At 68.9% G+C, this 23,480-nt stretch carries 19 protein-coding genes; 10 read left to right on the forward strand and 9 right to left on the reverse strand.

Going from position 1 to position 23,480, the window contains the following annotated elements:
- Positions 1 to 94 precede the first annotated feature (94 nt).
- Both IU450_RS31795 and rffA read left to right on the forward strand, forming a co-directional pair.
- Positions 95 to 1,195, forward strand: a complete 1,101-nt coding sequence (locus IU450_RS31795) for a glycosyltransferase (RefSeq protein WP_195153418.1) — start codon at positions 95 to 97, stop codon at positions 1,193 to 1,195.
- Positions 1,185 to 2,324, forward strand: a complete 1,140-nt coding sequence (rffA, locus tag IU450_RS31800) for a dTDP-4-amino-4,6-dideoxygalactose transaminase (RefSeq protein WP_195153419.1) — start codon at positions 1,185 to 1,187, stop codon at positions 2,322 to 2,324. The genes IU450_RS31795 and rffA overlap by 11 nt, the downstream gene beginning before the upstream one ends.
- Positions 2,325 to 2,360: 36 nt before the next feature.
- On the opposite strand, the gene IU450_RS31805 is transcribed toward rffA, so the two are convergent.
- Together IU450_RS31805 and IU450_RS31810 are read right to left on the reverse strand one after the other, a co-directional pair.
- Entirely contained in the window at positions 2,361 to 2,960 is a 600-nt protein-coding gene (locus IU450_RS31805; protein WP_195153420.1) for a class I SAM-dependent methyltransferase, read from the reverse strand.
- Between the two features lie 56 nt (positions 2,961 to 3,016).
- A complete protein-coding gene (locus tag IU450_RS31810) occupies positions 3,017 to 5,968 on the reverse strand; it encodes an acyl-CoA synthetase (RefSeq protein ID WP_195153421.1) in 2,952 nt (983 codons plus the stop codon).
- Positions 5,969 to 6,774: 806 nt separating this feature from the next.
- On the opposite strand from IU450_RS31810, the gene IU450_RS31815 reads away from it, so the two are divergent.
- The 5 genes from IU450_RS31815 to IU450_RS31835 all read left to right on the forward strand — a co-directional run bounded on the left by IU450_RS31815 (position 6,775) and on the right by IU450_RS31835 (position 11,867).
- Positions 6,775 to 8,181, forward strand: a complete 1,407-nt coding sequence (locus tag IU450_RS31815; RefSeq protein ID WP_195153422.1) for a family 2B encapsulin nanocompartment shell protein — start codon at positions 6,775 to 6,777, stop codon at positions 8,179 to 8,181.
- Between the two features lie 14 nt (positions 8,182 to 8,195).
- A complete protein-coding gene (locus IU450_RS31820; protein ID WP_195153423.1) occupies positions 8,196 to 9,728 on the forward strand; it encodes a family 2 encapsulin nanocompartment cargo protein terpene cyclase in 1,533 nt (510 codons plus the stop codon).
- Between the two features lie 41 nt (positions 9,729 to 9,769).
- Positions 9,770 to 10,642 (forward strand): geranyl diphosphate 2-C-methyltransferase, encoded by an 873-nt coding sequence (locus tag IU450_RS31825; protein WP_195153424.1) that lies wholly within the window; start codon positions 9,770 to 9,772, stop codon positions 10,640 to 10,642.
- Positions 10,639 to 11,214: an isopentenyl-diphosphate Delta-isomerase gene (idi, locus tag IU450_RS31830; RefSeq protein ID WP_195153425.1), complete on the forward strand. Its 576-nt coding sequence runs from the start codon at positions 10,639 to 10,641 to the stop codon at positions 11,212 to 11,214. The genes IU450_RS31825 and idi overlap by 4 nt, the downstream gene beginning before the upstream one ends.
- A gap of 302 nt (positions 11,215 to 11,516) precedes the next feature.
- Positions 11,517 to 11,867, forward strand: a complete 351-nt coding sequence (locus IU450_RS31835; RefSeq protein ID WP_195153426.1) for a hypothetical protein — start codon at positions 11,517 to 11,519, stop codon at positions 11,865 to 11,867.
- Between the two features lie 4 nt (positions 11,868 to 11,871).
- Here IU450_RS31835 and IU450_RS31840 read toward each other — a convergent pair whose 3' ends face one another.
- The 3 genes from IU450_RS31840 to IU450_RS31850 all read right to left on the reverse strand — a co-directional run bounded on the left by IU450_RS31840 (position 11,872) and on the right by IU450_RS31850 (position 14,905).
- Positions 11,872 to 12,600 (reverse strand): aspartate/glutamate racemase family protein, encoded by a 729-nt coding sequence (locus tag IU450_RS31840; protein ID WP_195153427.1) that lies wholly within the window; start codon positions 12,598 to 12,600, stop codon positions 11,872 to 11,874.
- Entirely contained in the window at positions 12,600 to 14,096 is a 1,497-nt protein-coding gene (locus IU450_RS31845) for an NCS1 family nucleobase:cation symporter-1 (RefSeq protein ID WP_195153428.1), read from the reverse strand. The genes IU450_RS31840 and IU450_RS31845 overlap by 1 nt, the downstream gene beginning before the upstream one ends.
- An 86-nt stretch (positions 14,097 to 14,182) precedes the next feature.
- Positions 14,183 to 14,905: a GntR family transcriptional regulator gene (locus IU450_RS31850; protein WP_195153429.1), complete on the reverse strand. Its 723-nt coding sequence runs from the start codon at positions 14,903 to 14,905 to the stop codon at positions 14,183 to 14,185.
- A gap of 503 nt (positions 14,906 to 15,408) precedes the next feature.
- Between IU450_RS31850 and IU450_RS31855 the strand changes: the two genes are divergently transcribed.
- Both IU450_RS31855 and ilvA read left to right on the forward strand, forming a co-directional pair.
- Positions 15,409 to 16,578, forward strand: coding sequence for a serine hydrolase domain-containing protein (locus tag IU450_RS31855; RefSeq protein ID WP_195153430.1), 1,170 nt, complete (start codon positions 15,409 to 15,411; stop codon positions 16,576 to 16,578).
- 30 nt (positions 16,579 to 16,608) lie between these two features.
- Positions 16,609 to 17,829: a threonine ammonia-lyase gene (gene ilvA / locus IU450_RS31860; protein WP_195153431.1), complete on the forward strand. Its 1,221-nt coding sequence runs from the start codon at positions 16,609 to 16,611 to the stop codon at positions 17,827 to 17,829.
- A gap of 45 nt (positions 17,830 to 17,874) precedes the next feature.
- Here ilvA and IU450_RS31865 read toward each other — a convergent pair whose 3' ends face one another.
- Entirely contained in the window at positions 17,875 to 18,198 is a 324-nt protein-coding gene (locus tag IU450_RS31865; protein ID WP_195068625.1) for a DMT family transporter, read from the reverse strand.
- 123 nt (positions 18,199 to 18,321) lie between these two features.
- Here IU450_RS31865 and IU450_RS31870 point away from each other — a divergent pair, with 123 nt between their 5' ends.
- Complete coding sequence (locus IU450_RS31870) at positions 18,322 to 19,587, forward strand: cytochrome P450 (RefSeq protein ID WP_195153432.1); 1,266 nt, start codon at positions 18,322 to 18,324, stop codon at positions 19,585 to 19,587.
- A 54-nt stretch (positions 19,588 to 19,641) separates the two neighbouring features.
- Here IU450_RS31870 and argH read toward each other — a convergent pair whose 3' ends face one another.
- From argH to IU450_RS31885, 3 genes are all read right to left on the reverse strand, one after another.
- Positions 19,642 to 21,057, reverse strand: a complete 1,416-nt coding sequence (gene argH / locus IU450_RS31875) for an argininosuccinate lyase (protein WP_195153433.1) — start codon at positions 21,055 to 21,057, stop codon at positions 19,642 to 19,644.
- Positions 21,058 to 21,474: 417 nt separating this feature from the next.
- Complete coding sequence (locus IU450_RS31880; protein WP_043689752.1) at positions 21,475 to 22,677, reverse strand: argininosuccinate synthase; 1,203 nt, start codon at positions 22,675 to 22,677, stop codon at positions 21,475 to 21,477.
- Between the two features lie 227 nt (positions 22,678 to 22,904).
- Entirely contained in the window at positions 22,905 to 23,420 is a 516-nt protein-coding gene (locus tag IU450_RS31885) for an arginine repressor (protein ID WP_195072334.1), read from the reverse strand.
- Positions 23,421 to 23,480: the final 60 nt, after the last annotated feature.

Below are 23,480 nucleotides of genomic sequence, written 5' to 3' on the forward strand. Positions count from 1 at the left end.
GCGTATCGCCCCGTGCTAGAGTCCACAGCGGTTCGGGCTCTGCAGTCCTGCAACGAGTACCGGCACGCACCGTCATCGAAAGTCGATCCAGCTGATGCCGATTCCCTCCGCCCGCACATTCCGTTCCGGCGCCTCCGCGACGAACGGTGATCCGGCACGGCCCGGCGTCGACCGGCCGCACACGGTGTCGGTGGTGGTGCCGGTGTACCGGGGCGAGGACACGATCGCGGGTCTGGTCGCCGAGCTGCACGATCTCACGCGTCCCGTCGAGACTCCCGGCGGCACCGCGTTCACCGTCGCCGAGATCATCCTGGTGCACGACCACGGCCCCGACCGTTCCGACGTGGTACTGCAGGAACTGCAGCGGACCTATCCCGCGGTGCGCACCGTCTGGCTCAGCCGCAATTTCGGCCAGGACGCCGCGACGATCGCCGGGATGTCGGTCGCGGCCGGTGACTGGATCGTCACCATGGACGAGGACGGCCAGCACGATCCCCGTTTCATCAGCACGTTCCTGGACACCGCGCTGGCGCAGCGCGCCGACCTGGTGTACTCCAAGCCGAGCAACACCCGGCCGCACGGATTCCTGCGCAATCTGACCTCGCGCGGAGCCAAGCTGGTGCTCGCGACGCTGTTCGCGTTCCCGGACTCCACCCGGTTCGAAAGCTACCGGCTGATCCGCGGCGACATCGGCAGGCAGCTCGCCGAGGTCGCCTCCAACGGCGTCTACCTGGATGTCGCGCTGACCTGGGTGGTCGGCGCCGTCGCCCAGGCCCCGGTGGTGTTGCGCGCCGAGGGCAGGGAGGAGTCCGGTTACAACTACCGCCGCCTGTTCTCGCTGTTCTGGAAAATGGTGCTGTGCAGCGGCACGCGCGGACTGCGGCTGGTGAGCATGCTCGGCGTCACGCTGGCGCTCGCCGGCGTGGTGATGGCCGCGATCGTCGTGTTCGAAGCGCTGACCACCGACGGCTGGGCGCCCGAAGGCTGGGCCTCCACCATCGTGGTGCTGCTGCTGTGCTCCGGTGCGGTGCTGTTCTCCCTCGGGCTCATCGCCGAGTACTTGGGCGTCGCCTTGCACATCCTGGTGGGCAAACCGCTCTACCTCACCGTCGAGACGCCGACCCCGCGTCCGGCCGATACTTCGCCACTGACCGCCGCAACCGCCAGCAGGGGGACCGACCGGGTTGAGCACTGACCGCGTCATCTTCAGCCGCCCGTTCCGGGCGCGCCGGGAACTTGCGAACCTGGAGGCCGTGCTGGCCTCCGATCACAGCCACGGCGACGGCCAGTTCACCGCGGCGGCCACCGCGAAGCTGAAGGCGATCACGGGCGCGCCGCACGCCCTGCTCACCACCTCGTGCACCTCTGCGCTGGAGATGGCCGGCCTGCTGCTCGAGCTGGGCCCCGACGACGAAGTGATCGTGCCCAGCTTCGCCTTCACCTCCACCGCCACCTCGATGGCCCTGCGTGGCGCCACCTGTGTCTTCGCCGACATCGATCCGGCCACCGGAAACCTGGACCCGGAGTCGGTGGCCGCCGTGCTCACCGAGCGGACGAAGGCCGTGGTCGTCATCCACTACGGCGGCGTCGCCGCGGACATGGCCGGACTGCTGGCCTTGGCGAACGCGCACGGTTTCGCCGTCGTCGAGGACAACGCGCACGGACTCGGCGGCACCTGGCGCGGCAGGCAGCTGGGCACCATCGGCTCGATGGGCACGCTCAGCTTCCACGACACCAAGAACGTGCACTGCGGCGAGGGCGGCGCGCTGCTGCTCACCGACGAGATCCTGATGGCGCGCGCGGAGATCATCCGGGAGAAGGGCACCGACCGTGCCCGGTTCCTACGCGGGGCCGTGGACAAGTATTCCTGGCAGGACATCGGCTCCAGCTATCTGCCCAGCGAGCTGAACGCGGCCGTGCTCGACGCGCAACTGGACGAGTTCGACACCATCCAGGCCGGTCGGCACCGGGTCTGGGACGCCTACGCCGCCGCCCTGCCGGACTGGGCCGAGCGCAACGACGTGCGCCTGATGTCCGTACCGGCCGATCGCGGGCACACCGCGCACCTGTACTACCTGCGCACCCCGACCGAGCGCCGCCGCGACGACCTCATCGCGCACCTGGCCGCCCAGGGCATCTCCGCGCCGTTCCACTACATTCCGCTGGATTCCAGCCCGGCCGGCTTCAAGCTGGGCCGCACACCGCGGCCGTGCGCGCGCAGCGCTGAGTTCTCCGGAACCGTCGTCCGCCTGCCGCTCTGGCCGGATCTCAGCGACGCGCAGGTTGCGCGCGTGGTCGACGCGGTCACCGCGTTCACCGTGTGACCGTGCCCTCGCATCCCGCGACGACGGCCACCGGCGTCACGCGGTGAGCACGTAGAGCTTCTCCCGGCCGCCCGCGATGAGGGACTGGCGGGCCACCCGTGGTTCGTACGCGGTGAAGAGCGCGTCCAGGGTCCGCTCCGTGAAGCGGTGCGCCTGCTCGCCGTCGCCCGCGTCGGTGAACCGCTTGCCGATCGTGGCTAGCAGCGGGTTGTCGCTGGTCGCCAGGTTGCGGATCGGCTCGGCGACGATCACCTGCCGGGTGGCGGCGGCGAGCATCCGATCGATGAGGGGCTGCGGCTCGGGGAGGAAGTGGTAGAGGCTGGCCTGCATGATGACGTAGTCGGCGGTCGGCAGCGCGTCCTCGGCACGCAAGTTCCAGACTTCGCCGCGCCCGCCCGCTTCGTTCACCCGCGCGACGAAGCGCTCGTTGAGATCGAGCCCGGTGTAGTCGACCGCCTTGTGACGCAGATAGCGGGTGTACAGCGTGGCCGGTCCGCAGCACAGGTCGACAACGCTCGCCCCCTGCGGGACGAGTTCCGCGATAGCGCGATACCGAGCCGTGTAGTGCTTGCCGTACAACCCACGCATCAGGACCTCGTAGACGGTCCCGTTGCGGTAAATGAGGCTCGTTCGCACAGACACTCACTATGCCATCGGTCGGTGAATCCGGCGCTTCGGCAACATGAATCGAGTCAGTCGCCGAGCAGCGTGCTCGCCTGGTCGGCGGTGAGGATCTCGTAGGCGTCCGACGCGCGGTTGTACCACCAGGTGTCCGGACCGGGCTCCGGACGGCCCGCCGCCTGCACCGCACGGGCGGAGGGGCGGAAGGACGGGCTGCGCGGGATGTCGTCCACCACATACACCAGGTCGGGCCGCTGATCCGGTTCCAGGGCGCGCAACGCCTCGGTCACGTCCTTCGGTTCCAGCCGGAAGTTCTCGCGCACGCTCACCGCCGCGACCGCGAGGCAGTGGTCGCCGACGTTGAGTCCGAAGGTGACTTCCATATCGACCGCGGTGATGTCGTTGAGCACGTCGACGATCGGCTGACCGAACACCGGTCCCCGCCGGGTGTGGATCACCGTGTCGGTGCGGTCGACCAGCCAGTAGTCGCCGTCGCCGTCGCGGCGGAACAGATTCTCCGTCGGCATCCACGAGTCGCCCGCCGCGAAGACCCCGCGCAGGCCGCCCGCGGAGAGGTCGACGCCGTCGGAGGCTTTGCCGATCAGCAGACCCACCTCGTTGTCCGCGCAACGCCGGGCGAAGCCGGATCCGTCGACCAGGATGCGTTCGGTGAGCGGGTCGAAGGCGACCAGTTCCACCTTCGCCGTGCCGGGAACCGGCCTGCCCTTGCACCCACGCTTCACACCGGCCACGTTGGCCAGCACCACGTCGCCTTCGATCGAGGCGTAGAACTCCAGCACCCGGGCGGGCTCGAACTGCTCGACGGTGCGCCGCCACAGCCCGGCGGGCATACCGGAGCCGATGAACAGCCGGATCGGGTGGCGATGGCCGGACGGGAACACCTCGGCGTCGAGGATGTCGCGCAGCATGGTCCAGGTGTAGGTGACCACCGTGACGCCGTAGCGGTGCACCTCCTCGGCGAAGCGCTCCGGGTCCAGCGACCGGGCCAGCGCGATCCGGCTTCCGCCCGCGACCGCCCCGCCCAGACTGACCAGCAACCCGGACGAATGATGCAGCGGCGCGAGGCAGTACACCGTGTCGCGGCGATCCAGATCAGCCGTGGTCGCGGTGCCGAAGGCCGACAGCGCCCAGCGATGGTTGGTGATGTACTTCGTCTCCAGCCGCTCACCGGTGCCGGTGACGAGCACGAACGCCAGCTCTCGCGCCAAGCCCGGGTCGGGCCGGTACCACGCGGGCACCCGCACCTGCGCCGGGTCGATCTTCTCGAGGTCGATCAAACGGTCGCTCACCGGCAGCGCGAGCTCGCGGGTATCGCCACCGCCGAGCACCAGCACCTTGGCGCCGGTCGCGGCGGCCTGGCGCAGGTTCTCCGGATCGGCGATCAGCACCTCCACGCCGGTCAGCTCGATCGCGCGGCCCAGTTCGCTGTTCGGGGCCAGCAGCACCGCCACCGCGCCCAGTCGCGACAGCGCCGCGACGGAGGCCAGCGCGCTGGGCCGGGTCTCCATCACCACACCGACCCTCATGGCGGGGCGCACGCCCACCGAGATGAGGCCGCGCACCACGTTGTCGATGCGCGTGTTGACCGCCGCGTTGGTGTGCACCCGGTCGTCGAACAGGAACAGGTCGCGCTGCGGCGCGCGGCGCGTCTGCTCGGCGAGCAACCGGCCGAGCGATATCCGGGTGTGCGGCTGGATCATGCCGAGGCGGGTCAGCCTGGGCAGTGCCCGCGCCGCTTCGCCGGCCAGTTCGATCGATCCGCGCACGGTGTTGTTCGCGATGCCCTCGAGCGCCTTGCCCACCCCGGTGCCCGCTTCCGCCAGCGTCGCGGCGGTGTGCACCACCCGGGTCGCCGCCGAGCGCGGGCGATTGCTCGCCACGTGCTCGGTCATCGGCACGATCTCCTGGGGCAGCGGCTTGTCGCCGTGCATCCACTCGATCCACTGACGCACCAGCGGCCAGGTGTGGTTGGTGGCCGTGCTCCCGGCCACCAGGCCGAAGTGGCCCGCGACCAGCGTCGCCTCGTAGACCTCCGCGTTCGGCGCGGCCCGCACGATGCCGCGCACCGCGGCGGGCTGTCCGATGTCGTCCACCTCGCCGACGAACGCCAGGATCGGGCACTTCAGCTCGGCCAGCGAGATCGGATGATCCCGGATCACGAAACCGCCGAGCATCAGCCGGTTGTGCGCGACGAACTGCTTGAGCAGATCCGCCGCGGCCGGGCCCGCGTAGCCGACCCAGCCGTCGCTGTTGAGGAAGCGCCGCTGGCGCTCCTTCGGCAGCAGCGCCTCGCGGTCGTGCAGCTGACGGAGGAAGTCGATCCTGGACTTGGCCGTCTTCACCGGGTCGAGCAGCTGGAAGCCGATCCGCACCATGGAGTCGGTGATCGGCAGCCGGGTGACCACGTGGTCGGCCAGGAAGTCGGCGACGTCGGAGACCATGCCGTAGGGCAGCCCGAACGGCATGCCCGCGACGATGTCGACCGGGCTGCCGAAGGTGACGATGCTGTCCACGCCCTTGCCGTACCGGTAGGCGGCGGTCTGGTAGGCGAACATGCCGCCCTGCGAGTAGCCCATCAGGTGCACGCCGCTGCCGGTGGCCTCGTTGACGGTGTCGATGGCGCTGTTGACGGCCAGCACGTGGTCGGCGAGATCGCGCTGCCAGCCGCCCTCCTCACTGGCGGGCGAGCCGAAGTCCACGACCCAGCAGTCGACGCCGCCGCGGTGCAGGATGCCGACGGCGCCGTCCTCGGCGTTCACGTCCCAGATGTCGGCGTTCACCATCAGCGGCGGGACCAGCAGGGCCACCGGACGACCCGGCGTGGTGTCGTCGGGGAAGTAATGGCGCAACCGATACATACGCCTGCGCTCCACGACCTCGAACGGGGACGACGCGACGTCGTGGGTCAGCCCGCCGAAGCGGATGACCTCCAGGCCGTTCTGCGCGGTCGCCATCAACCGCTGCACCGAGCCGACCACATCCTTCGCACTCAACTTCACCATCGCTCCTGGCCCCTACCCTAGAACGTGACCCGCATCACACGCTGCGAGGTGTTCAGACGAGCTTTCCATAACACCTGTCCATTATGTGTCCGCTGTGACACGTCACATGCCGGGTTGTCGCGGTCGGCCCGTTCGTGACATCGACCCACGCACCCGGGAACTTCCCGGCATCCACACGGATAGTACGGGCCTCATCGGCACGCCATGCCGCCCTGCGGCTCACCTCGCGCGCACGGCACGTGGACCGGCGTCGGATCGAGGAGCACTCGATCCCGGCGCTGTGGCCGCCTCCGGCCCGGCCCATCCGCCGGCTCGTACTACCGCCTTCCGGGCGCGGCGGCGTTCGCGGCGACGAGACGTCGCGGCGGTGCGGTTCCGCCCGCCGCGGCCGTCGAACCGATCGGGATTCCACCCGCCCTGCACCCACCCGAACCACGTCGGCGACGGCGGGTTCAGCCACAGCTAATTTTCAGCGATACCAGGGCAATTCGGGTCGCCTGCTCCGGATGCCACCCAGCGTTACCGCAATCGATCGCGTGTCGTAACCATCCGTGGCGTCTCGCGGCGATCTTCGAAATTCTCCTGTGCTCATCCGCTTTCGGCGTCTACGATCGATCTCGTCTGGAACGCCATGGCGCGTAGGCAATTTCGCGCGTCGGCAATTTCGTTCGATGAGCTCTCCGCGGGCATGCCCGCTGCTGTTTGATGTGAACACCCAGCGACTCTGAACTATCGACGCCTCTGAATTCCCCCTGCCCCAAACCCGTCACCGTGTCTCGGTGGCCGTCTCGAGGTGAGGACCACGCATGACCATTGAAATGCCAGTCCAAACGGAAAACAACGCGCGCAAGAGCCTGAGTACCAGTACGGCCGGGCTGCTCGCGCACACCACCAAATCCGAACCGCAGATGCAGGGCATCAGCTCGCGCTGGCTCACCCGCGCGCTGCCGTGGACCCAGGTCAACGGCGGTGTGTATCGAGTGAACCGCCGCCTGACCCACACGGTGGGCAACGGCGAGGTGGAATTCGTCATCGACGGCGGCACCGCCCGGGTCATTCCGCTGGAATTGCAGGAGCTTCCTGCACTGCGCGGCTTCGACGACGAGGAAGTGTTGCGTGGCCTCGCAGAGCGCTTCGAGCAGCGCGATCTCGAACCGGGAACTGTCGTGGCGGAATTCGGCAATCCCATGGATCAGATCCTGCTGATCGTGCACGGCAAATTGAGCAAGATCGGTTCGGGCGAGTACGGCGAACAGACCAAGCTCGGCCTGCTCGGCGGCGGCGGCTTCTTCGGTGACACGATCCTCACCGAGCCGTCGGCGATCTGGCCGGTGACCATCAAGACGGTCACGCGAACCACCCTGCTGGTCCTCCCGCGGCAATCGCTGAGCGAGTTCGTCGACAGCACGCCGGCGCTGAGTGAGCAACTTTCCCGCGTCGCTTCCGCGCCCAGTCACCGCCAGAACAACAAGGGCGAGGCCGACATCGAGGTCTCCTCGGGCCACTCCGGCGAGCCGCTGCTGGAAGGCACGTTCGTCGACTACGACGCCTCCCCCCGGCAGTACGAGCTCAGCCTGGCGCAGAGTGTGCTGCGCGTGCACACCCGGGTCGCCGACCTGTTCAACGACCCGATGAACCAGGTCGAGCAGCAGCTGCGCCTGACCATCGAGGCGCTCTACGAACGGCGGGAATACGACCTGGTCAACAACCCCGACTTCGGTCTGCTGCACAACTGCGATCTCAAACAGCGCATCTACACCGAATCCGGCGCGCCCACCCCGGACGACCTGGACGAATTGCTCAGCATGCGCCGCAGCACGAAACTCTTTCTCGCACACCCGAAAGCGATCGCCGCGTTCGGGCGCGAATGCAGCAAGCGCGGGCTCTACCCCGATCCGGTGGAGGTGGACGGCCACCGGGTTCCCGCATGGCGCGGCGTACCGATCTTCCCGTGCGGCAAGATCCCAATCAGCGACACCCAGACCACCTCGATCCTGGCCATGCGCACCGGCGAGAAGGACCAGGGCGTGATCGGCCTGCACCAGACCGGGATTCCGGACGAGTACGAACCCAGCCTCAACGTGCGGTTCAAGGGCATCGATGACCAGTCGATCATCTCCTACCTGATCAGCTGCTACTACTCGGCGGCCGTCCTGGTGCCGGACGCCCTCGGCGTGCTCGACAACGTCCTGGTCGCCCGGCAAGCGGACTGACCGGGGTGATGAGCATGTCGGTGCTCTCCCGCGCCGCGGCGGCGCAGGCCACCAATGAGGTCGCCGCGACCGTCGTCGCGCTGCTCACCAACACCCGGACGACCGCTCCCACCGAGTTGTTTCCGGCGAACCCGGCCGGCCCGCCGGACTCGGCTCCGGACGAGCACCCCCGCGCGCAACCCAGCCGCCTGCTCGGTCCGTCCGGCCTCGGCGCTGCCGCGCTGCTGCTTCCGGTGCGCGCCGGGGCACCCGCCCCCCATCCGGCCGCTGTTCGCACCGCTACTGCGCCTACCGCCACCGGCGGCACAGGGACAGCGGCGGCGTCCGGCGACGTAGCGGGATCGATCGTCCAGGCGGGACGGCTGCGGTTACCGACTGCGCCGCGCATCCCTGCCGGGCCGACCGGGCTCGGCACGGCGTCGGCGTTCCTCGGAGCACCCGGCGCCGCGGCGCCCGTGCCACGAACCGGCCACACCGAACCGGAATCCGCCGGTGAACCCGCGCGTATTCCACGAGGGCCGACCGGTCTGGGCACCGCCACGGTGCACCGCGATCGACCCGATCCGATCCCGCCGCTGTACTGCCCGCCACCACTGCGTGACGATCCCGTGCTCGCCGAGGCCGTCAACACCGGAATCGTGGAGTGGGCCAGGGACATCGGCCTGTACGAGGGGCGGCTGGACGAGCTGCGCGACGCCGACTTCGGCCGGTTGATCATGCTCGCCCATCCGGACTGCGACGACGCGGACAAGCTGCTGGCAGCGGCGAAGTGCGCGGTCTCGGAATGGTCCGTGGACGACTACTACTGCGAGGAGGATGCCGACGACCGGGCCCCGGACGGCACCCCCTCCAGCGCCGAGGCCGAATTGGGTCCGCGGCTGGAACTGGCCGCCGCCGCCATGGATCCGGCACATCTGCCCGCGCGCTACGCCGCCCAGCTCGAGGCGGCCCTGGAGGCCGACCCGATCCTGCGCGCGTTCCGCACCTCCTTCGACCATCTGGCTCGCTACGCCCGCCCGGCGCAACTGGCCCGGCTGCGCACCGAGATCGCGGGCTGGTTCATCGCGCTCGGTGCGGAAGCGGGCTGGCGGGCGGCGGGACGGATGCCACCGGTCTGGGAGTACCTGACCAACCGGCAACCGCACAGCTTCCTGCCGTGCATGGCGCCGACCGACGTACTCGGCGGCTACGAGCTGCAGGCCGCGGAGTACACCGATCCCGCGGTACGCCGCGTGGTCACCACGGCGGCCCTGGCCAGCCAGATGGTGAACGACCTGTATTCGATGGCGCGCGAGGACCTTTCGAACGGCAGGGAGTTCAACCTGCCGACCGTCCTCGCCGCCGAGGAGCGCTGCTCGCGCCGCGAGGCCGTGTTGCGCACGGCCGAGGTGCACGACGAGCTGGTGCACCGGTTCGAACGTGAGGCGGCGCCCTTGGCCGCGGCAGGTTCGCCGGAATTACGCCGCTTCCTCGCCGGCTTGTGGGCCTGGATGGGCGGCAACCGCGCCTGGCACGCCGACAGCAAACGCTATAGAGACCCGCACTGAAGCAAGAAATGCAGTACCGCACCGAGAGAGGATGATCGCGCATGACCATGCTCAACCCGGAGACCGGGACCGTTCTGCGTACCAGCTACCAGAAATCCGTCGCCGCGTACTGGAACAACAACCCGAACGACGACCGGGTCAACACCAAACTCGGTGAGGTCGACGGGCTCTACCACCATCACTACGGCATCGGCGATCCGGACCTGTCCGTGCTGACCGGCCCGGAGGACACCCGGGAGGAACGCATCGTCGCCGAGCTGCACCGCCTGGAAACCGCGCAGGCGGATTTCCTGCTCGACCACCTCGGCGACGTCCGCCCCGGCGACCGGCTGATGGACGGCGGCTCCGGCCGCGGCGGCACCAGCTTCATGGCCAATCAGCGCTTCGGCTGCCAGGTCGACGGCGTGACCATCTCCGAATACCAGGTTGGTTTCGCCAACGACCAGGCCGCCCATCGCGGCGTCGCGGACAAGGTGAAGTTCCACTTCCGCAACATGCTGGACACCGGATTCGAGACCGGTTCCATGCGCGGCATCTGGACCAACGAGACCACCATGTACGTGGACCTGTTCGACCTGTTCGCCGAGTTCTCCCGCCTGCTGGAACCGGGCGGACGCTACGTGTGCGTCACCGGCTGCTCCAACGACGTCACCGGCGGCCGCTCGTCCTCGGTCAGCTGGATCGATGCGCACTACGGCTGCATGATCCATCCGCGCAGCGAGTACTTCCGCGCCATGGCCGAGAACAACTTGGTGCCGATCGCCGTGACCGAACTCACCGCGGCGACCATCCCCTACTGGGAGCTGCGCACGAAATCAGAGCTCGCCACCGGTGTCGAGAAGCCGTTCCTGACCGCGTACCGGGAGGGCAGCTTCCACTACCTGCTCATCGCCGCCGATAAGGTGAGCAGGTGACCGACGCCCTCGCCCAGCCGTGCACCGACCGCGAGGCCCTGCCCGTCGAGCTCGTCGACGACGCGGGGCGCGCGGTCGGCGCGTGCTCGGTCGCGGAGGCCCACCTGGCCCCGGGACGACTGCATCGCGCATTCTCGGTGCTGCTGTTCGACTCGGCGGGCCGGGTGCTGTTGCAGCAGCGTGCGGCGGTGAAGACCAGGTTCCCGTCGCTGTGGGCCAACACCTGCTGCGGCCACCCCGCACCCGGTCAACCGGTCGCCACCGCGGCGGCGCTTCGCCTGGCCGAGGAGATGGGCTTGGCCACCGCGCTCACCGAGGCCGGGATCTACCGCTACCACGCGGCGGACCTCCGCACCGGCCGCGTCGAGTCCGAGTGGGATCACGTGCTGATCGGACGGCTGGACATCGGGACCCCTCGTCCGGATCCGGCCGAGGTCGCCGACTATGCCTGGATCCAGCCGGACGCCTTACGCGACGCGCTGGCCGACAATCCGGCGGCCTACACGCCGTGGCTGGCCGGAGTCCTCGACGTCGCCGAGCATGCGCACGTCACGAAACCCTCGACACCCTGATCGTCCGCGATTCCCGGCCCGAGGCAGCCGCGCGCCTTCGATTGCGCACAGTCGAGCGCGATGCCGACCCGGCTGCCTCGATCCGGCCTCGCGGCGTCGTTTCGGCCTCCTTGTCGGTGCTTGTGGCAAGTCGGCATTCGAGCCTTCCGCTACGGCGTCGAGCAGATCACATCGATAGATGCGCATATCCCTGTAACACCATGGCCCGAAACTGAGAGAACTCATAGGAACGGCACAGGCTTTGGCCAGGACCGTTCTGCATCGTTGAAGCTGTAGTAGTTCTCGGTGAAGTGAGGTGCGTGATGGTCGAGTTCGAGGTCACCGGAACGACGGTGACGGTGCACGTGCGCGGTACGCATCAATTGCTCGCGCTGCGCGATCAGCTCACCTTCGATTTGTCCGACATCACCGCGCTCGGCTTGGCCGGAGTCGACCGTCGCCCGCCGTGGGTGCGCGCGCCCGGCACGTTCTTCCCGGGCGTGATCGCGGCGGGGACATTCCGCGGCAAAGGCCGCAAGGAATTCTGGGACACCCGTTTCGACGGACATGCCATCCGTATCGACCTGGCGGGCGCCGATGTCACACGGCTCGTGGTCGACGTGGCCGATCCGGATGCCGAGTTGCGCAAGCTCGCCACCGCCGTGGCCGCCTGATCGCTCAGGCGCCGAACGATCGCAGCGAGCCGGTGTACGGCTTGGGCGGCGGTGCGGCGAACTCTCCCCGGCCGGACTTGCGGAGACCGAGCGTGAGCAGCGATTGGACGATCAGCGTCGCCGCCGTCACGCCGTCCACCACCGGCACGCCGATCTCGGCGCGCACCTGCGCACACAGCTCGGCCATGCCCGCGCAACCCAGGACGATCGCGTCGGACGCGTCCGCCTCGACCGCCTGCCGGCACGCCTCGACGACGATCTTGCGTGCGTCCGGATCGGCGTCGAGGGCGAGCACGGGAATCTCGCAGGCGTGGACACCGCGGCAGAAACGCCGCATCCCGTAGCGTTCGGCCAGATCGGCGGCCCGGCCGACGGTGCGGCTCAGCGTGGTGACCACGCTGAACCCGCGACCGAGATGGGCGGCGGTGCGCATGGCGGCCTCGGCGATCCCGATCACCGGTCCCCCGGCCAGCTCGCGGGCCGCATCGAGGCCGGGATCGCCGAAACAGGCGAGCACGTACCCGTCGACGCCGTCGGCCTCACCACGCCGGATGGCGGCGAGCAGGCCGGGGACGCTCAGCGCTTCGTCGTAGTGACTTTCGATCGAAGCCGGCCCCATCTCCGAGGTCACCGCGTCGAGCAGGGTGCCAGGACCGGTGACGGCCCTGGCGCACTGCTCGATCGTGTCGGTCATCGCCCGGCTGGTGTTGGGGTTGACCACGCGGATATGCATCAGGCCGCGCTTTCCCGCACCGCCAGCCGTGTGCGGGTGGCCAGCACGTAATACACCACGAAGCCGAGACCGCAGCCGATGAACCAGCTGTACTGCGCAGCGGTGTACATCCCGGTGACGTCCTTGGCCAGCACCGGGATCACGGCGACCAGCGCGCCGACCGCGGTCGCGATGACGGCGGCGGGGTTGTAGCCCCCGCGATACCAGTAGCGTCCACTGCTGGACATGGTGAACAGGTCGTCCACCACGACCCGCTGCTTGCGCACCAGGTAGTAGTCGGCGATGAGCACACCGAACAGCGGGCCGATGAAGGCGCCCAGCACCTCGAGCGTGTAGTGGATGACCTCCGGGTTGTTGTAGAGATTCCACGGCGTGATCAGCACCGAACCGACCGCGGCGATCATGCCGCCCGCCCGCCAGCTGATCCGCTGCGGGCTCACGTGCGAGAAGTCGAAGGCGGGCGAGATGAAGTTCGCGACGATGTTGATGCCGATGGTGGCGACGGTGAAGGTCAGCGCGCCGAGCACGATCGCGAAGGTGCTGTCGATGCGCGCCACCGTGGCGACCGGATCGGTGATCAACTCGCCGTAGACCGGCACCGTCAGCGAGGCGGTGATCACCACGAGCAGCGAGAACAAAAGGAAGTTCAGCGGAAGACCGAGCAGGTTGCCGCGCCGTACCGCCGCGAAGGACTTGCCGTAGCGGGAGAAATCGCCGAAGTTCAGCATCGGCCCGGAGAAGTAGGAGACCACGAGCGCGATGGCGCCGAGCATCACCGGCACCGAATCCCAACCGGTGTACCGCACCGCGCCGAGGCTCAGATCGATGGCGCCCCAACCCGCCTGCGCGATCAGGTAGCCGCACAGCAGAAACATCACCACGTACACCGCTGGTCCGCAGAAGTCGATGAATCGGCGGATGGACTCCATACCCCGCCAGAAGACGCAGGCCTGCACCACCCAGAGCGTCAAGTAGCTACCCCAGCCGAGCAGCGACAGACCGAGGAACCCGTAGTCCCCGGCCACCGCGTAGGGCGCCAGCGACGGAAAGAGCTTCACCAGAACGACATCCAGCGCCGCCGACGCGAGGAACGTCTGAATGCCGTACCAGGCCACCGCGATCAGCCCGCGGATGATCGCCGGGATATCGGCCCCCAGCACGCCGAACGCACTGCGGCAGATGACCGGGTACGGCACACCGGTCACCTGGCTCGGCTTGGCGACCAGGTTGCAGAAGAGATACACCACGGTGATGCCGATCAGCAGGGCCACGAGCACCTGCCAACTGGCCAGACCGAGCGCGAACAGGCTGCCCGCGGTGACATAGCCGCCGACGCTGTGCACGTCCGACATCCAGAACGCGAAGATGTTGTAGGAGCCCCAGTGCTGCTTGCGCAGCGGCGCGAGGTCCTCGTTGGTGAGCCGCGGATCGTAGTCGGCGGGGGTGGTGGTCGCCGGCGCGAGGCCCGGCGGCACCGGAGCGATGGTTTCGGTCATGGTGTTTCCCGTCCGAGGGGTGAAACTGTGATCGAAACGACGGTAGGAATCGGCTATTGCCCGTCCGTTGCACCGTTATTGCCCGGCTATTGCGCCGCAGATATATCTTCCGGCGCGAGCAGCCCGGTGTCGGTGGGCAGCGTCGCGATCACGGCCTCCAGCCTGCGATGGTGCTGTTCGGCGACGAGCAGCAGGCGATCGACGTCCCGGGCCAGGAACGCATCCAGCATCAGCGCGTGATCGGTGTGCAATCGCACCCGGTCCGCCCGCCCGATGTGCACCATCGACTGCACCGGCTCGGTGACGTTCCACGCCGATTCGAGCATGTGCAGCAGCCGGAACAGTCGCGACGGCCGGGTCAGCGCGACATGGAAGCTGCGCGACCTGCGGTGGTAGGCGGCCGGATCGTCGTCGCGAATCGCCTGCTCGAGACTCGCGTTCACCTCCAGCAGTTCGGCGCGGTCCGCGGCGGAATGGTTCATGGCCGCCGCCGCGAGCGACGCCGTCTCCAACGTCTCCCGGACGATATACATCTCGCGCAGCTCGGCGGCGGTCAGCTGAGCCACCACGTATCCGGCATGCGGCTCATGCGTGACCAGCCCCTCCCCGATCAGGGTCTTGAGCGCCTCGCGCACCGGAATATGGCTGACGCCGAACAGTTCCGCCACCTCGCGCAGCGGAATGACGGTGCGGGGTGGCACCGCACCGTCGAGGATCACCCGGCGCAGTTCGCCGAGAATGATCTGCGGGCGGCCGGGCGAGTCGACAACCAACCTCGCGAGCAGCGCCGAACGTCGTCTCGGGGGCATGGCAACACGGTAGGCGAACGGTGTTGCGTTCCCGGTCCTCCGTGTGACGGTCAGGAAACGTCTCACAGTACCGACCGGTCGCGTGGTGAGTGCGGTCGAACAGCGTGACCGTCCCCCTCGACTCCGTCCCGCCCTCGAAAGTGTTTCTGGCGGTGAGTGTTCTGTAGGGGCGCATACCGGTTCGACCCAGGTTCGAGTGAAGCAAGCAGTGGCATTGTCTGGTCGCGGTCCGGCTCGCGTCCGAGCAACGGCCTCTGGCCGCTGACCCCGGCAACGTCTCACTCGGCATTCGAGCGGGACCCACGCCATCGCGTCCCCAGACCACGAGGGCGCGCCCCCACGACTCCGCGCGCCGAGGTGGCACGGACACGGCAGCGCGAACATCAGTCGCGAGGCCACGGCCCGACGCCCCCACACCGGCCCGACCCCAGGTTTCGAGCGAAGCGAGACCTAGCATTGATTGTTCGCGACGAAGTCGCGGCAATTGGACACAGAGGTTTTCGATGACAGTTTCGGCAGGACAGTTCGTCGATCGCCGGTTCGCACGATTGGTCGCAGAGTTCGACCGGCTGTTCCGGCGGCCGTCCGACGGCGGCGGTGCGCTGGCGATCTATCTGCACGGCGAGCCGGTGGTCGACGTCTGGGCCGGGTATGCGCATCCCGACGTCCCGTGGGCGCACGACACCGTCGCGATGGCGTATTCGACCGGCAAGGGTATCGCCAGCACGGTGGTGCACCGGTTGGCCGAGCGCGGGCTGATCGATTACGACGAGCCGCTGGCGACGTACTGGCCCGAGTTCGCGGTCGCGGGCAAGGAGCGCATCAGCGTGCGGGACATGCTGACCCACCGGGCCGGGCTGCACCGGTTGCGCGGTCTGCTGCCGGGGCCGGTCGAGCGATTCTTCGACGACGACGCGGTCACCGCGGCGCTCGCGGCCGCCGCTCCCGATCCACGGCACAAGGTGACCAGCGGCTACCACGGCATCACCTACGGGCACCTGGCCGCGGAGTTGGTGCGCCGGGTGACCGGATCGGAATTCACCGATGTGCTGCGCACCGAGATCGCCCGACCGCTGGCGGCCGACGAGCTCTGGTTCCGGGTGCCCGCCGCCGAGCGCGGGCGCGTCGCCACGAATTTCCCGCGCCTGACGGTCGCGGGCATGAGCTGGGAGCGTGGTTCCCGGCTGCTCGCACGCACCCGATTCGCGGCCGCCGCCGACACCACCCCGGTGGGTTTCGCCGAACTGGTGGCCGACCCGCGCCTGCACGATTCGGTGATGCCGGGCCTCAACGGCGTCTTCTCCGCCCGCGCGGTGGCCCGCGTGTACGGCGCGCTCGCCAACGGCGGTCGGCTGGACGGATACCAATTGCTGCGCCCGGACACCATCGAGCAGATGACCCGGCGGCAAGTGTTCACTCCCGACTACGTGCTGGCCTTCCGCATCCCCTGGGCCCTCGGTTACCACGGCGTGCCGATGAAGCCGTCCAAGGCCGAACCGATCTCGGCGTTCGGCCATTTCGGGCTCGGCGGCTCCGGCGGTTTCGCCGACCCGGCGACCGGTATGTCGCTCGGCTTCGTCACCAATCGCCTCGGCAGCAGGATCACCCCGCTGGGTGACGCCCGCCTGGCCCGGTTGGGCGCACTGGCCCACAACCTCGCCCGAGCCGCCTGACCAACTGTGAACGAGTGGCAGCATGGCGGTATGGAGTCGGTCGACATGTCCCGGATCGAAGCGGCCGCGCGATTGCTCGCCCCGGTGATCCGGCGTACGCCGCTGGTGGCGTCGCGGGTGCTGTCCGAGCGGGTGGGCGCCGATGTGTGGCTGAAGTGCGAGAACTTGCAGCGCACCGGATCGTTCAAGCCGCGCGGCGCCTACAACCGGATCGCGAATCTACCGCAGGAGGCACGGGAGCGCGGCGTCGTGGCCGCGAGCGCCGGGAACCATGCGCAGGGCGTCGCGTGGTCGGCGTCGTCGCTCGGCATCGCGTCCACGGTGTTCATGCCGGTCGGGGCGTCGCTGCCGAAACTGATGGCGACCAAGGCGTACGGCGCGCAGGTGCGCCAGGTCGGTGAGACCATCGACGAGTCACTGGACGCCGCACTGGATTTCGCCGACCGGACCGGTGCGAGGCTGATCCATCCGTTCGACCATCCCGACATCGTGGCCGGTCAGGCCACCGTCGGCGTGGAGATCGTGGAGCAACTGCCCGAGGTCGGCACGGTGCTCGTCTCGACGGGCGGCGGTGGTCTCTTGGCCGGAGTCGCGGTCGCGCTGCGACATCTGATGCCGAACGTGCGCGTCATCGGAGTCCAGGCGGCGGAAGCGGCCGCATGGCCGGATTCGCTGGCGGCGGGCCGTCCGGTCCGCGTCGAGCGGATGTCGACGATGGCCGACGGCATCGCGGTCGGGCAACCGGGCATGGTGCCGTTCAGTGAAGTGGCGCAGCATGTTGCACGCATCGTGACAGTGGACGAAGAGGCGCTGTCGCAGGCGTTGCTGCTGTGCCTGGAACGCGCGAAGCTGATCGTCGAGCCCGCGGGCGCCGCGGCGGTCGCCGCCCTGATGAGTCACGCGCCGGAGGAACTCGACCTGCGCGGGCCGGTCTGCGCGATCCTGTCCGGCGGCAACATCGACCCGTTGCTGTTGACCCGCGTGGTCGGGCACGGTCTGAGCGCGGCGGGCCGCTATCTCGCCGTGCGCGTGACGATCTCCGATCGTCCGGGAGCGCTGGGGGCGCTGCTCGCGGTGATCGGCAAGACGGGCGCCAGTGTCGTGGACGTGGCGCACTCGCGCACCGGGACCTGGCTGGCGGTGGACGAGGTCGAGGTGGCGCTCACTTTGGAAACGCGCGGTTCCGGCCACCGTGACGACGTACTCACCGCACTCGCGAACGCCGGATACGCGGTCCGCGTATCCGATTGACCCGGCCGCCGTCGGTCGGCGCGCGCCGAGTGCGGCGCGGCAAAATCAGTGCGCGCCACCGACCTCCAAGGCCAGCACGCCGAGGATCACCAGCGCTATGCCACCGACCTGCACAAGCGTCAACCGCTCGTCCAGGAACAGCACGCCGATCAGCGCGATCGCCGCGACGCCGACCGCCGACCAGATGCCGTAGGCGACCCCGATCGGCATGCCCCGCTTCAACGCCTGGGCCAGGAAGAAGAACGCCGCGCAGTAACCGACGACCACCACGATCGAGGGGACGAGCTTGGTGAAACCCTCGGAGAGCTTGAGCGAAACGGTCGCGGTCACCTCGGAGGCGATGGCCAAAGCAAGCAGGAGCAAGGTCATTTCCGCAGCGTAGCCACAGCCGCGGCGCGCGCACAGCCGGACAGCTGTCCACGGGCGCAGCCGCTCCCAGCAGGGGGAATCGCGTTCCGGTGGCCACGGTCACCGCGTCGATACGATCGGCCGATGCGTAGCTCGGCCGTTGCGGTAACCGGTTTTCCCTTCGATGAAGTGACCTGCAACGAGTTGCCGTATGCCGAGCGCGACGAACGGTATCGGCGTTTGCACGACTGGCCGGAGCCGAGTTACGCGCACCGGTCCGGACTGCGCATGATCTGGAAATACACCGACGTGCGCGAGGTGCTGGAGGCCACGACGCCGGGCATCTCCACCGCGAATTCGCTGGACCCGCTGGTCGGCTACGTACGTATCGCGGCGACACCCCGAGCCGTCCCGCATTTCGTCCGGCACCTGGTTCCGCCGCCCGCGAAGGCGACCGCCAACCTGGCCGACGACCGGTTGCACAAGCGCGTGTGGAACACCATGGCCGGACCGTCCGGGCATTTCACCATCTCCCCGGCCGATCGGCCCGCTCGGGTCGCGGCGATGGTCGAGCACTTCCATGAGGCAGTGCGAGACGCGGGATTCCGGCCCGGCTCGCCGTTGGACGTGACCGCGCTATCGATCGGTTACGCCGCCCGGACCGTCGGTGCGGCGGTCGGCCTGCCCGCGGCGGACTGGCCGCATGTGGCCGCCTGGAGCGGAGCGCAATCGGGACTGCTCGGCAGGGTGCTGCGTGGACGGGAACTGGCCGACGCGGTGAGCGCGCTCGGCTGGCTGTTCACGGTGAGCGGCAAAGCGGTGCGGGAGGGCCGGGGCAGCGAGGCGCCCGGATTCGCGCGCAGGCTCCGCGAAGCGGGGCTCTCCCATCGGATCGCGGTGTCGGCCATGGCGAATTCGCTCGCCGCCGGAGTGCACACGGTGAGCGGCAGCATCCAGCAGGGCGTCCAGCGGTTGCTCGGCGATCCGGACCGGGCCTGGTGGGACCTGCTCACCGAATCGGAGGGCGGCGCACGGGTCGCGGCGAAGATCCTGCAGCTCGATCCCGGGCTGGTGGCGTGGAAGCGTCGGGCCAGGAAGCCGGTGGTGCTGTCCAGTGGCACGCGGCTGCCCGCCGGACCGGTGCTGGTGCTGTTCGCCGCGGCCAATCGTGACCCGGAGGTCTTCCCGGACTACCTGGCACTGCACGGGACCGGGAAGCTGCCGTTGACCTTCGGGTTCGGCAGGCATGTCTGTCCCGGCAAGAGCATGGCGACACTGGCCGTCGAAGTGTTTCTCCGGCAGCTGCACGAACTCGCGCCGGAAGCCGAGATCGTGCCGGATCCCGGTCGCACCGCCCGGCGTCGCCGCGATCTGCTGTTCAGCGGCGCCGATGTCACCATCGCCGGATAGACCGATTCGCCGCACCTGTTCGCGGACGACGGCATCCGGCGGGCCGGAGCGGATTCAGCCGAGCCAGGCCCGCGCCGCTGCCGCCGCTTCGCGCACCTCCGCCAGCTGCGCCGCGACCTGGACACCGGCCGTGCCGCCCCGGGCGTCGCGAGACGCGATGGACCCCTGCACGGTGAGCACCTCGCGCACTTTTCCGGTCAGCGCCGGGTCGACGGCGGCGAACTCCTCGTCGGTGAGTTCGTCGAGGCCGACGCCGCGAGCCTCCGCGGCGCGCACGCACGCGCCCGCCGCCTCGTGCGCGACCCGGAACGGAACACCCTGCCGGACGAGCCATTCGGCGATATCGGTGGCCAGCGTGAAACCGGCGGGCGCGAGTTCGGCCATGCGGTCGGTGTGGAAGGTCAGCGTGGACACCAGCCCCGCGATGGCGGGCAGCAGGAGTTCGAGTTGCGCGACCGAGTCGAACAGTGGTTCTTTGTCTTCCTGCAGGTCACGGTTGTAGGCCAGCGGTTGCGCCTTGAGCGTGGCCAGCAGGCCGGTGAGGTTGCCGATCAGCCTGCCCGCCTTGCCGCGGGTGAGCTCGGAGACGTCCGGATTCTTCTTCTGCGGCATGATCGACGAGCCGGTCGACCAGGCGTCGGCCAGGGTGACGTAGCCGAATTCCGGGGTGCTCCACAGGATCACCTCTTCGGCCATGCGGCTGAGGTCGACGCCGATCATGGCCAGCACGAACGCGGCTTCGGCGGCGAAGTCCCGCGCCGAGGTGGCGTCGATCGAGTTCGCGGCGGCCGCGTCGAAATCCAGTTCGGCGGCGATCGCCTCGGGGTCGAGTCCGAGTGAGGAGCCCGCCAGCGCGCCGGAACCATAGGGCGACACGGCCGCGCGGCGGTCGAAGTCGCGCAGCCGGTCGATGTCGCGCAGCAGCGGATGGGCGTGCGCGAGCAGGTGGTGGGCCAGCAGCACGGGCTGCGCCGCCTGGAGATGCGTCTTGCCCGGCATCACCGCCTCCGGGTGCGCGGCGGCCTGCTCGACCAGCGCGTCGACCACCGCCAACACGCCTGCGGCCACCCGGCGCACGCCATCGCGCAGCCACATCCGGAACAGCGTGGCCACCTGGTCGTTGCGCGAACGCCCCGCCCGCAACCGGCCACCGAGCTCCGCGCCGACCCGCTCGATCAGGCCGCGTTCCAGCGCGCCGTGCACGTCCTCGTCCGATTCGGCGGGACCGAACACGCCCGAGGCCACGTCCGCCGCGAGGCGATCCAGCCCGTCCAGCATGCCCGTGAGATCGGCTTCGGAGAGCAGGCCCGCCTTGTGCAGCACGCGCGCGTGTGCCTTCGAGGCACGGATGTCGTAGGGGGCCAGCGCCCAGTCGAAGTGCGTCGACTTGCTCAGCGCGGCCATGGCCTCGGCCGGTCCGGAGGCGAATCGCCCGCCCCAGAGCGCGCCTCGGTTCGTGCTGCCGCTCATGTGCTGTTCCGCCTCTCCGGGTCTTCAGGCTCCCCCGCCTCTCCGGGCCTTAGGCCGTACGAGTCAGGAGATAAGCAATTTACGTTCAGGTCCTGCGTTGGGTGCTGCCCGGGTTTTGGGCGTACCCGGGGAGTTACCCATGTTGTTGCGAGATCAGTTGTTGCGTTGTTTTTGTGAGATCGATTGTTGCGTTCGTGCTCGACGTGACTGGTCCGAGGGGTGTTGCTCGACGTCGTCTATCGAGAACAGCGGTCTCGCGCGCCCGAGCAAATGCGCTTGCACCCCGGCGTACGGGTTGCTTCCGGGGCGACGCACTGCTGCCGTTCGGTGCACACACCGGTGGCCGACTCGAGACCAGGACCGCGTAAGAGCCGCTGGCGTGCCGGTGCCGGGTCGGGCACCGGCACACTGCGGCGGTTACTTCTGGTTCAGGTCGCGGCGGGCGGCGACCTTGGAGGACAGGCCGTGGATCTGCACGAAGCCCTTGGCCAGCGACTGGTCGAAGGTGTCGCCCTCGTCGTAGGTGGCCAGGTTGAAGTCGTAGAGCGACTGCTCCGAGCGGCGGCCGTTGACCACGGCCGAGCCGCCGTGCAGGACCATCCGGATGTCACCGGAGACGTGCTGCTGGGTGTCGCCGATGAAGGCGTCCAGTGCCCGCTTGAGCGGGGAGAACCACAGGCCGTCGTAGGCCAGCTCGCCCCAGCGCTGCTCGACCTGCCGCTTGTAGCGGCCCAGCTCACGCTCGATGGTGACGTGCTCCAGCGCCTGGTGCGCGGTGATCAGCGCGATGGCGCCCGGAGCCTCGTAGATCTCCCGGCTCTTGATGCCGACCAGGCGGTCCTCGACCATGTCCAGCCGGCCGATGCCCTGGCGGCCCGCGCGGTGGTTCAGCTCGACGATCGCCTCCAGCACACTGACCGGGCGCCCGTCGATGGCCACGGGCACACCCTTGTCGAAGGTGACGATCAGTTCGTCCGGGGCTTCGAAGTTGACGGTCGGGTCGGAGGTGTAGTCGTAGACGTCCTTGGTCGGAGCGTTCCACAGGTCCTCGAGGAACCCGGTCTCCACCGCACGGCCCCAGACGTTCTGGTCGATGGAGAACGGCGACTTCTTGGTCACGTTGATCGGCAGCGAGTTCTCCTCGGCGAAGGCGATGGCCTTCTCCCGGGTCCACGCGTAGTCCCGGACCGGGGCGATCACGTTGAGGTCCGGTGCGAGCGCGCCGATGCCGACCTCGAAGCGGACCTGGTCGTTGCCCTTGCCGGTGCAGCCGTGCGCGACCGTGGTCGCGCCGTGGAACTTGGCCGCCTCGACCAGGTGCTTGACGATGAGCGGGCGGCTGATCGCCGACACCAGCGGGTACTGGCCCATGTACAGCGCGTTGGCCTGGATGGTGGGCAGGCAGTACTGGTCGGCGAACTCGTCGCGGGCGTCGATCACGATCGCCTCGACGGCGCCGCAGTCCAGGGCACGCTGACGCACCACGTTCATGTCCTCGCCGCCTTGGCCGAGGTCGATGGCCACCGCCACCACTTCGGCGCCGGTCTCCTTGCCGATCCAGCTGATCGCGACGGAGGTGTCCAGCCCACCGGAGTAGGCGAGTACGACGCGCTCGGACATGTTCGTGTGCTCCTCGATGTTTCGGTGCTCGTCTGCGTGATCGGACCGGCTTCCCGCCACAGCGGCCCGCACGTCCTACAAATGATTATGCACGACGATGCAAGCCCATTCATAATCGGGTGGTTACACCCTTACGCTGGGACAACAGTTGTGCCTCTACCCTCTCAGAAGCACCCGCACGGCGGCTGCCCAGCGCAGGCAACACGCACTGTCCCGACTACCGCGTCTCAGGCTAGTTGTTCGATCTTCGCGGCCACTTCGGCCCCGGTCAGCGGCTCGCGGGCGATGACGGCGATGGTGTCGTCGCCCGCGATGGTGCCGACGATGTACGGGAGTGCGGCGCGGTCGAGGGCACTGGCCAGGTAGTGCGCGGCGCCGGGCGGAGTGCGCAGGACCGCGATGTTGCCGCTGGCGTCGGTGGAGACCAAAAGGTCGCCGAGCAGTTTGGACAATCGGTCGGTGCCGCCGGTGACGCCGCGGACGGGGCTGCCGTCCTCGGGCACCACGTAGACGCCCGCACCGCCGTCGGCGGCGCGCAGCTTCACCGCGCCCAGCTCGTCCAGATCCCGCGACAGCGTCGCCTGGGTGGTCTCGATGCCTTCGGCCGCGAGCAGCGCCGCCAACTCGGTCTGGCTTCGCACCGCGTGCGCCGTCAGCAGTTCGATGATGCGCGACTGCCTTCCGGCGCGGGTGCGCGCGATGGCCGGACCGCTTCGTCCCGATTCCGACTGCGAGACGCTCACGACCGCGCCTCGCCAAGTCCCGGCAGCATCATCCGCGATCGCACGCCGTTGCTTCCGTGC

Source organism: Nocardia abscessus, assembly GCF_015477775.1.
In the GTDB taxonomy this organism is placed as follows: Bacteria; Actinomycetota; Actinomycetes; order Mycobacteriales; family Mycobacteriaceae; genus Nocardia; species Nocardia abscessus_A.

Coding starts and splice junctions, on each gene's coding strand:
- IU450_RS31795 (WP_195153418.1), top strand. CDS start 95: ATGCCGATTCCCTCCGCCCGCACATTCCGTTCCGGCGCCTCCGCGACG.
- IU450_RS31810 (WP_195153421.1), bottom strand. CDS start 5,968: ATGGTGAAGTTGAGTGCGAAGGATGTGGTCGGCTCGGTGCAGCGGTTG.
- IU450_RS31815 (WP_195153422.1), top strand. CDS start 6,775: ATGACCATTGAAATGCCAGTCCAAACGGAAAACAACGCGCGCAAGAGC.
- IU450_RS31820 (WP_195153423.1), top strand. CDS start 8,196: ATGTCGGTGCTCTCCCGCGCCGCGGCGGCGCAGGCCACCAATGAGGTC.
- IU450_RS31825 (WP_195153424.1), top strand. CDS start 9,770: ATGACCATGCTCAACCCGGAGACCGGGACCGTTCTGCGTACCAGCTAC.
- IU450_RS31835 (WP_195153426.1), top strand. CDS start 11,517: ATGGTCGAGTTCGAGGTCACCGGAACGACGGTGACGGTGCACGTGCGC.
- IU450_RS31840 (WP_195153427.1), bottom strand. CDS start 12,600: ATGCATATCCGCGTGGTCAACCCCAACACCAGCCGGGCGATGACCGAC.
- IU450_RS31845 (WP_195153428.1), bottom strand. CDS start 14,096: ATGACCGAAACCATCGCTCCGGTGCCGCCGGGCCTCGCGCCGGCGACC.
- IU450_RS31850 (WP_195153429.1), bottom strand. CDS start 14,905: ATGCCCCCGAGACGACGTTCGGCGCTGCTCGCGAGGTTGGTTGTCGAC.
- IU450_RS31855 (WP_195153430.1), top strand. CDS start 15,409: ATGACAGTTTCGGCAGGACAGTTCGTCGATCGCCGGTTCGCACGATTG.
- ilvA (WP_195153431.1), top strand. CDS start 16,609: ATGGAGTCGGTCGACATGTCCCGGATCGAAGCGGCCGCGCGATTGCTC.
- IU450_RS31865 (WP_195068625.1), bottom strand. CDS start 18,198: ATGACCTTGCTCCTGCTTGCTTTGGCCATCGCCTCCGAGGTGACCGCG.
- IU450_RS31870 (WP_195153432.1), top strand. CDS start 18,322: ATGCGTAGCTCGGCCGTTGCGGTAACCGGTTTTCCCTTCGATGAAGTG.
- argH (WP_195153433.1), bottom strand. CDS start 21,057: ATGAGCGGCAGCACGAACCGAGGCGCGCTCTGGGGCGGGCGATTCGCC.
- IU450_RS31880 (WP_043689752.1), bottom strand. CDS start 22,677: ATGTCCGAGCGCGTCGTACTCGCCTACTCCGGTGGGCTGGACACCTCC.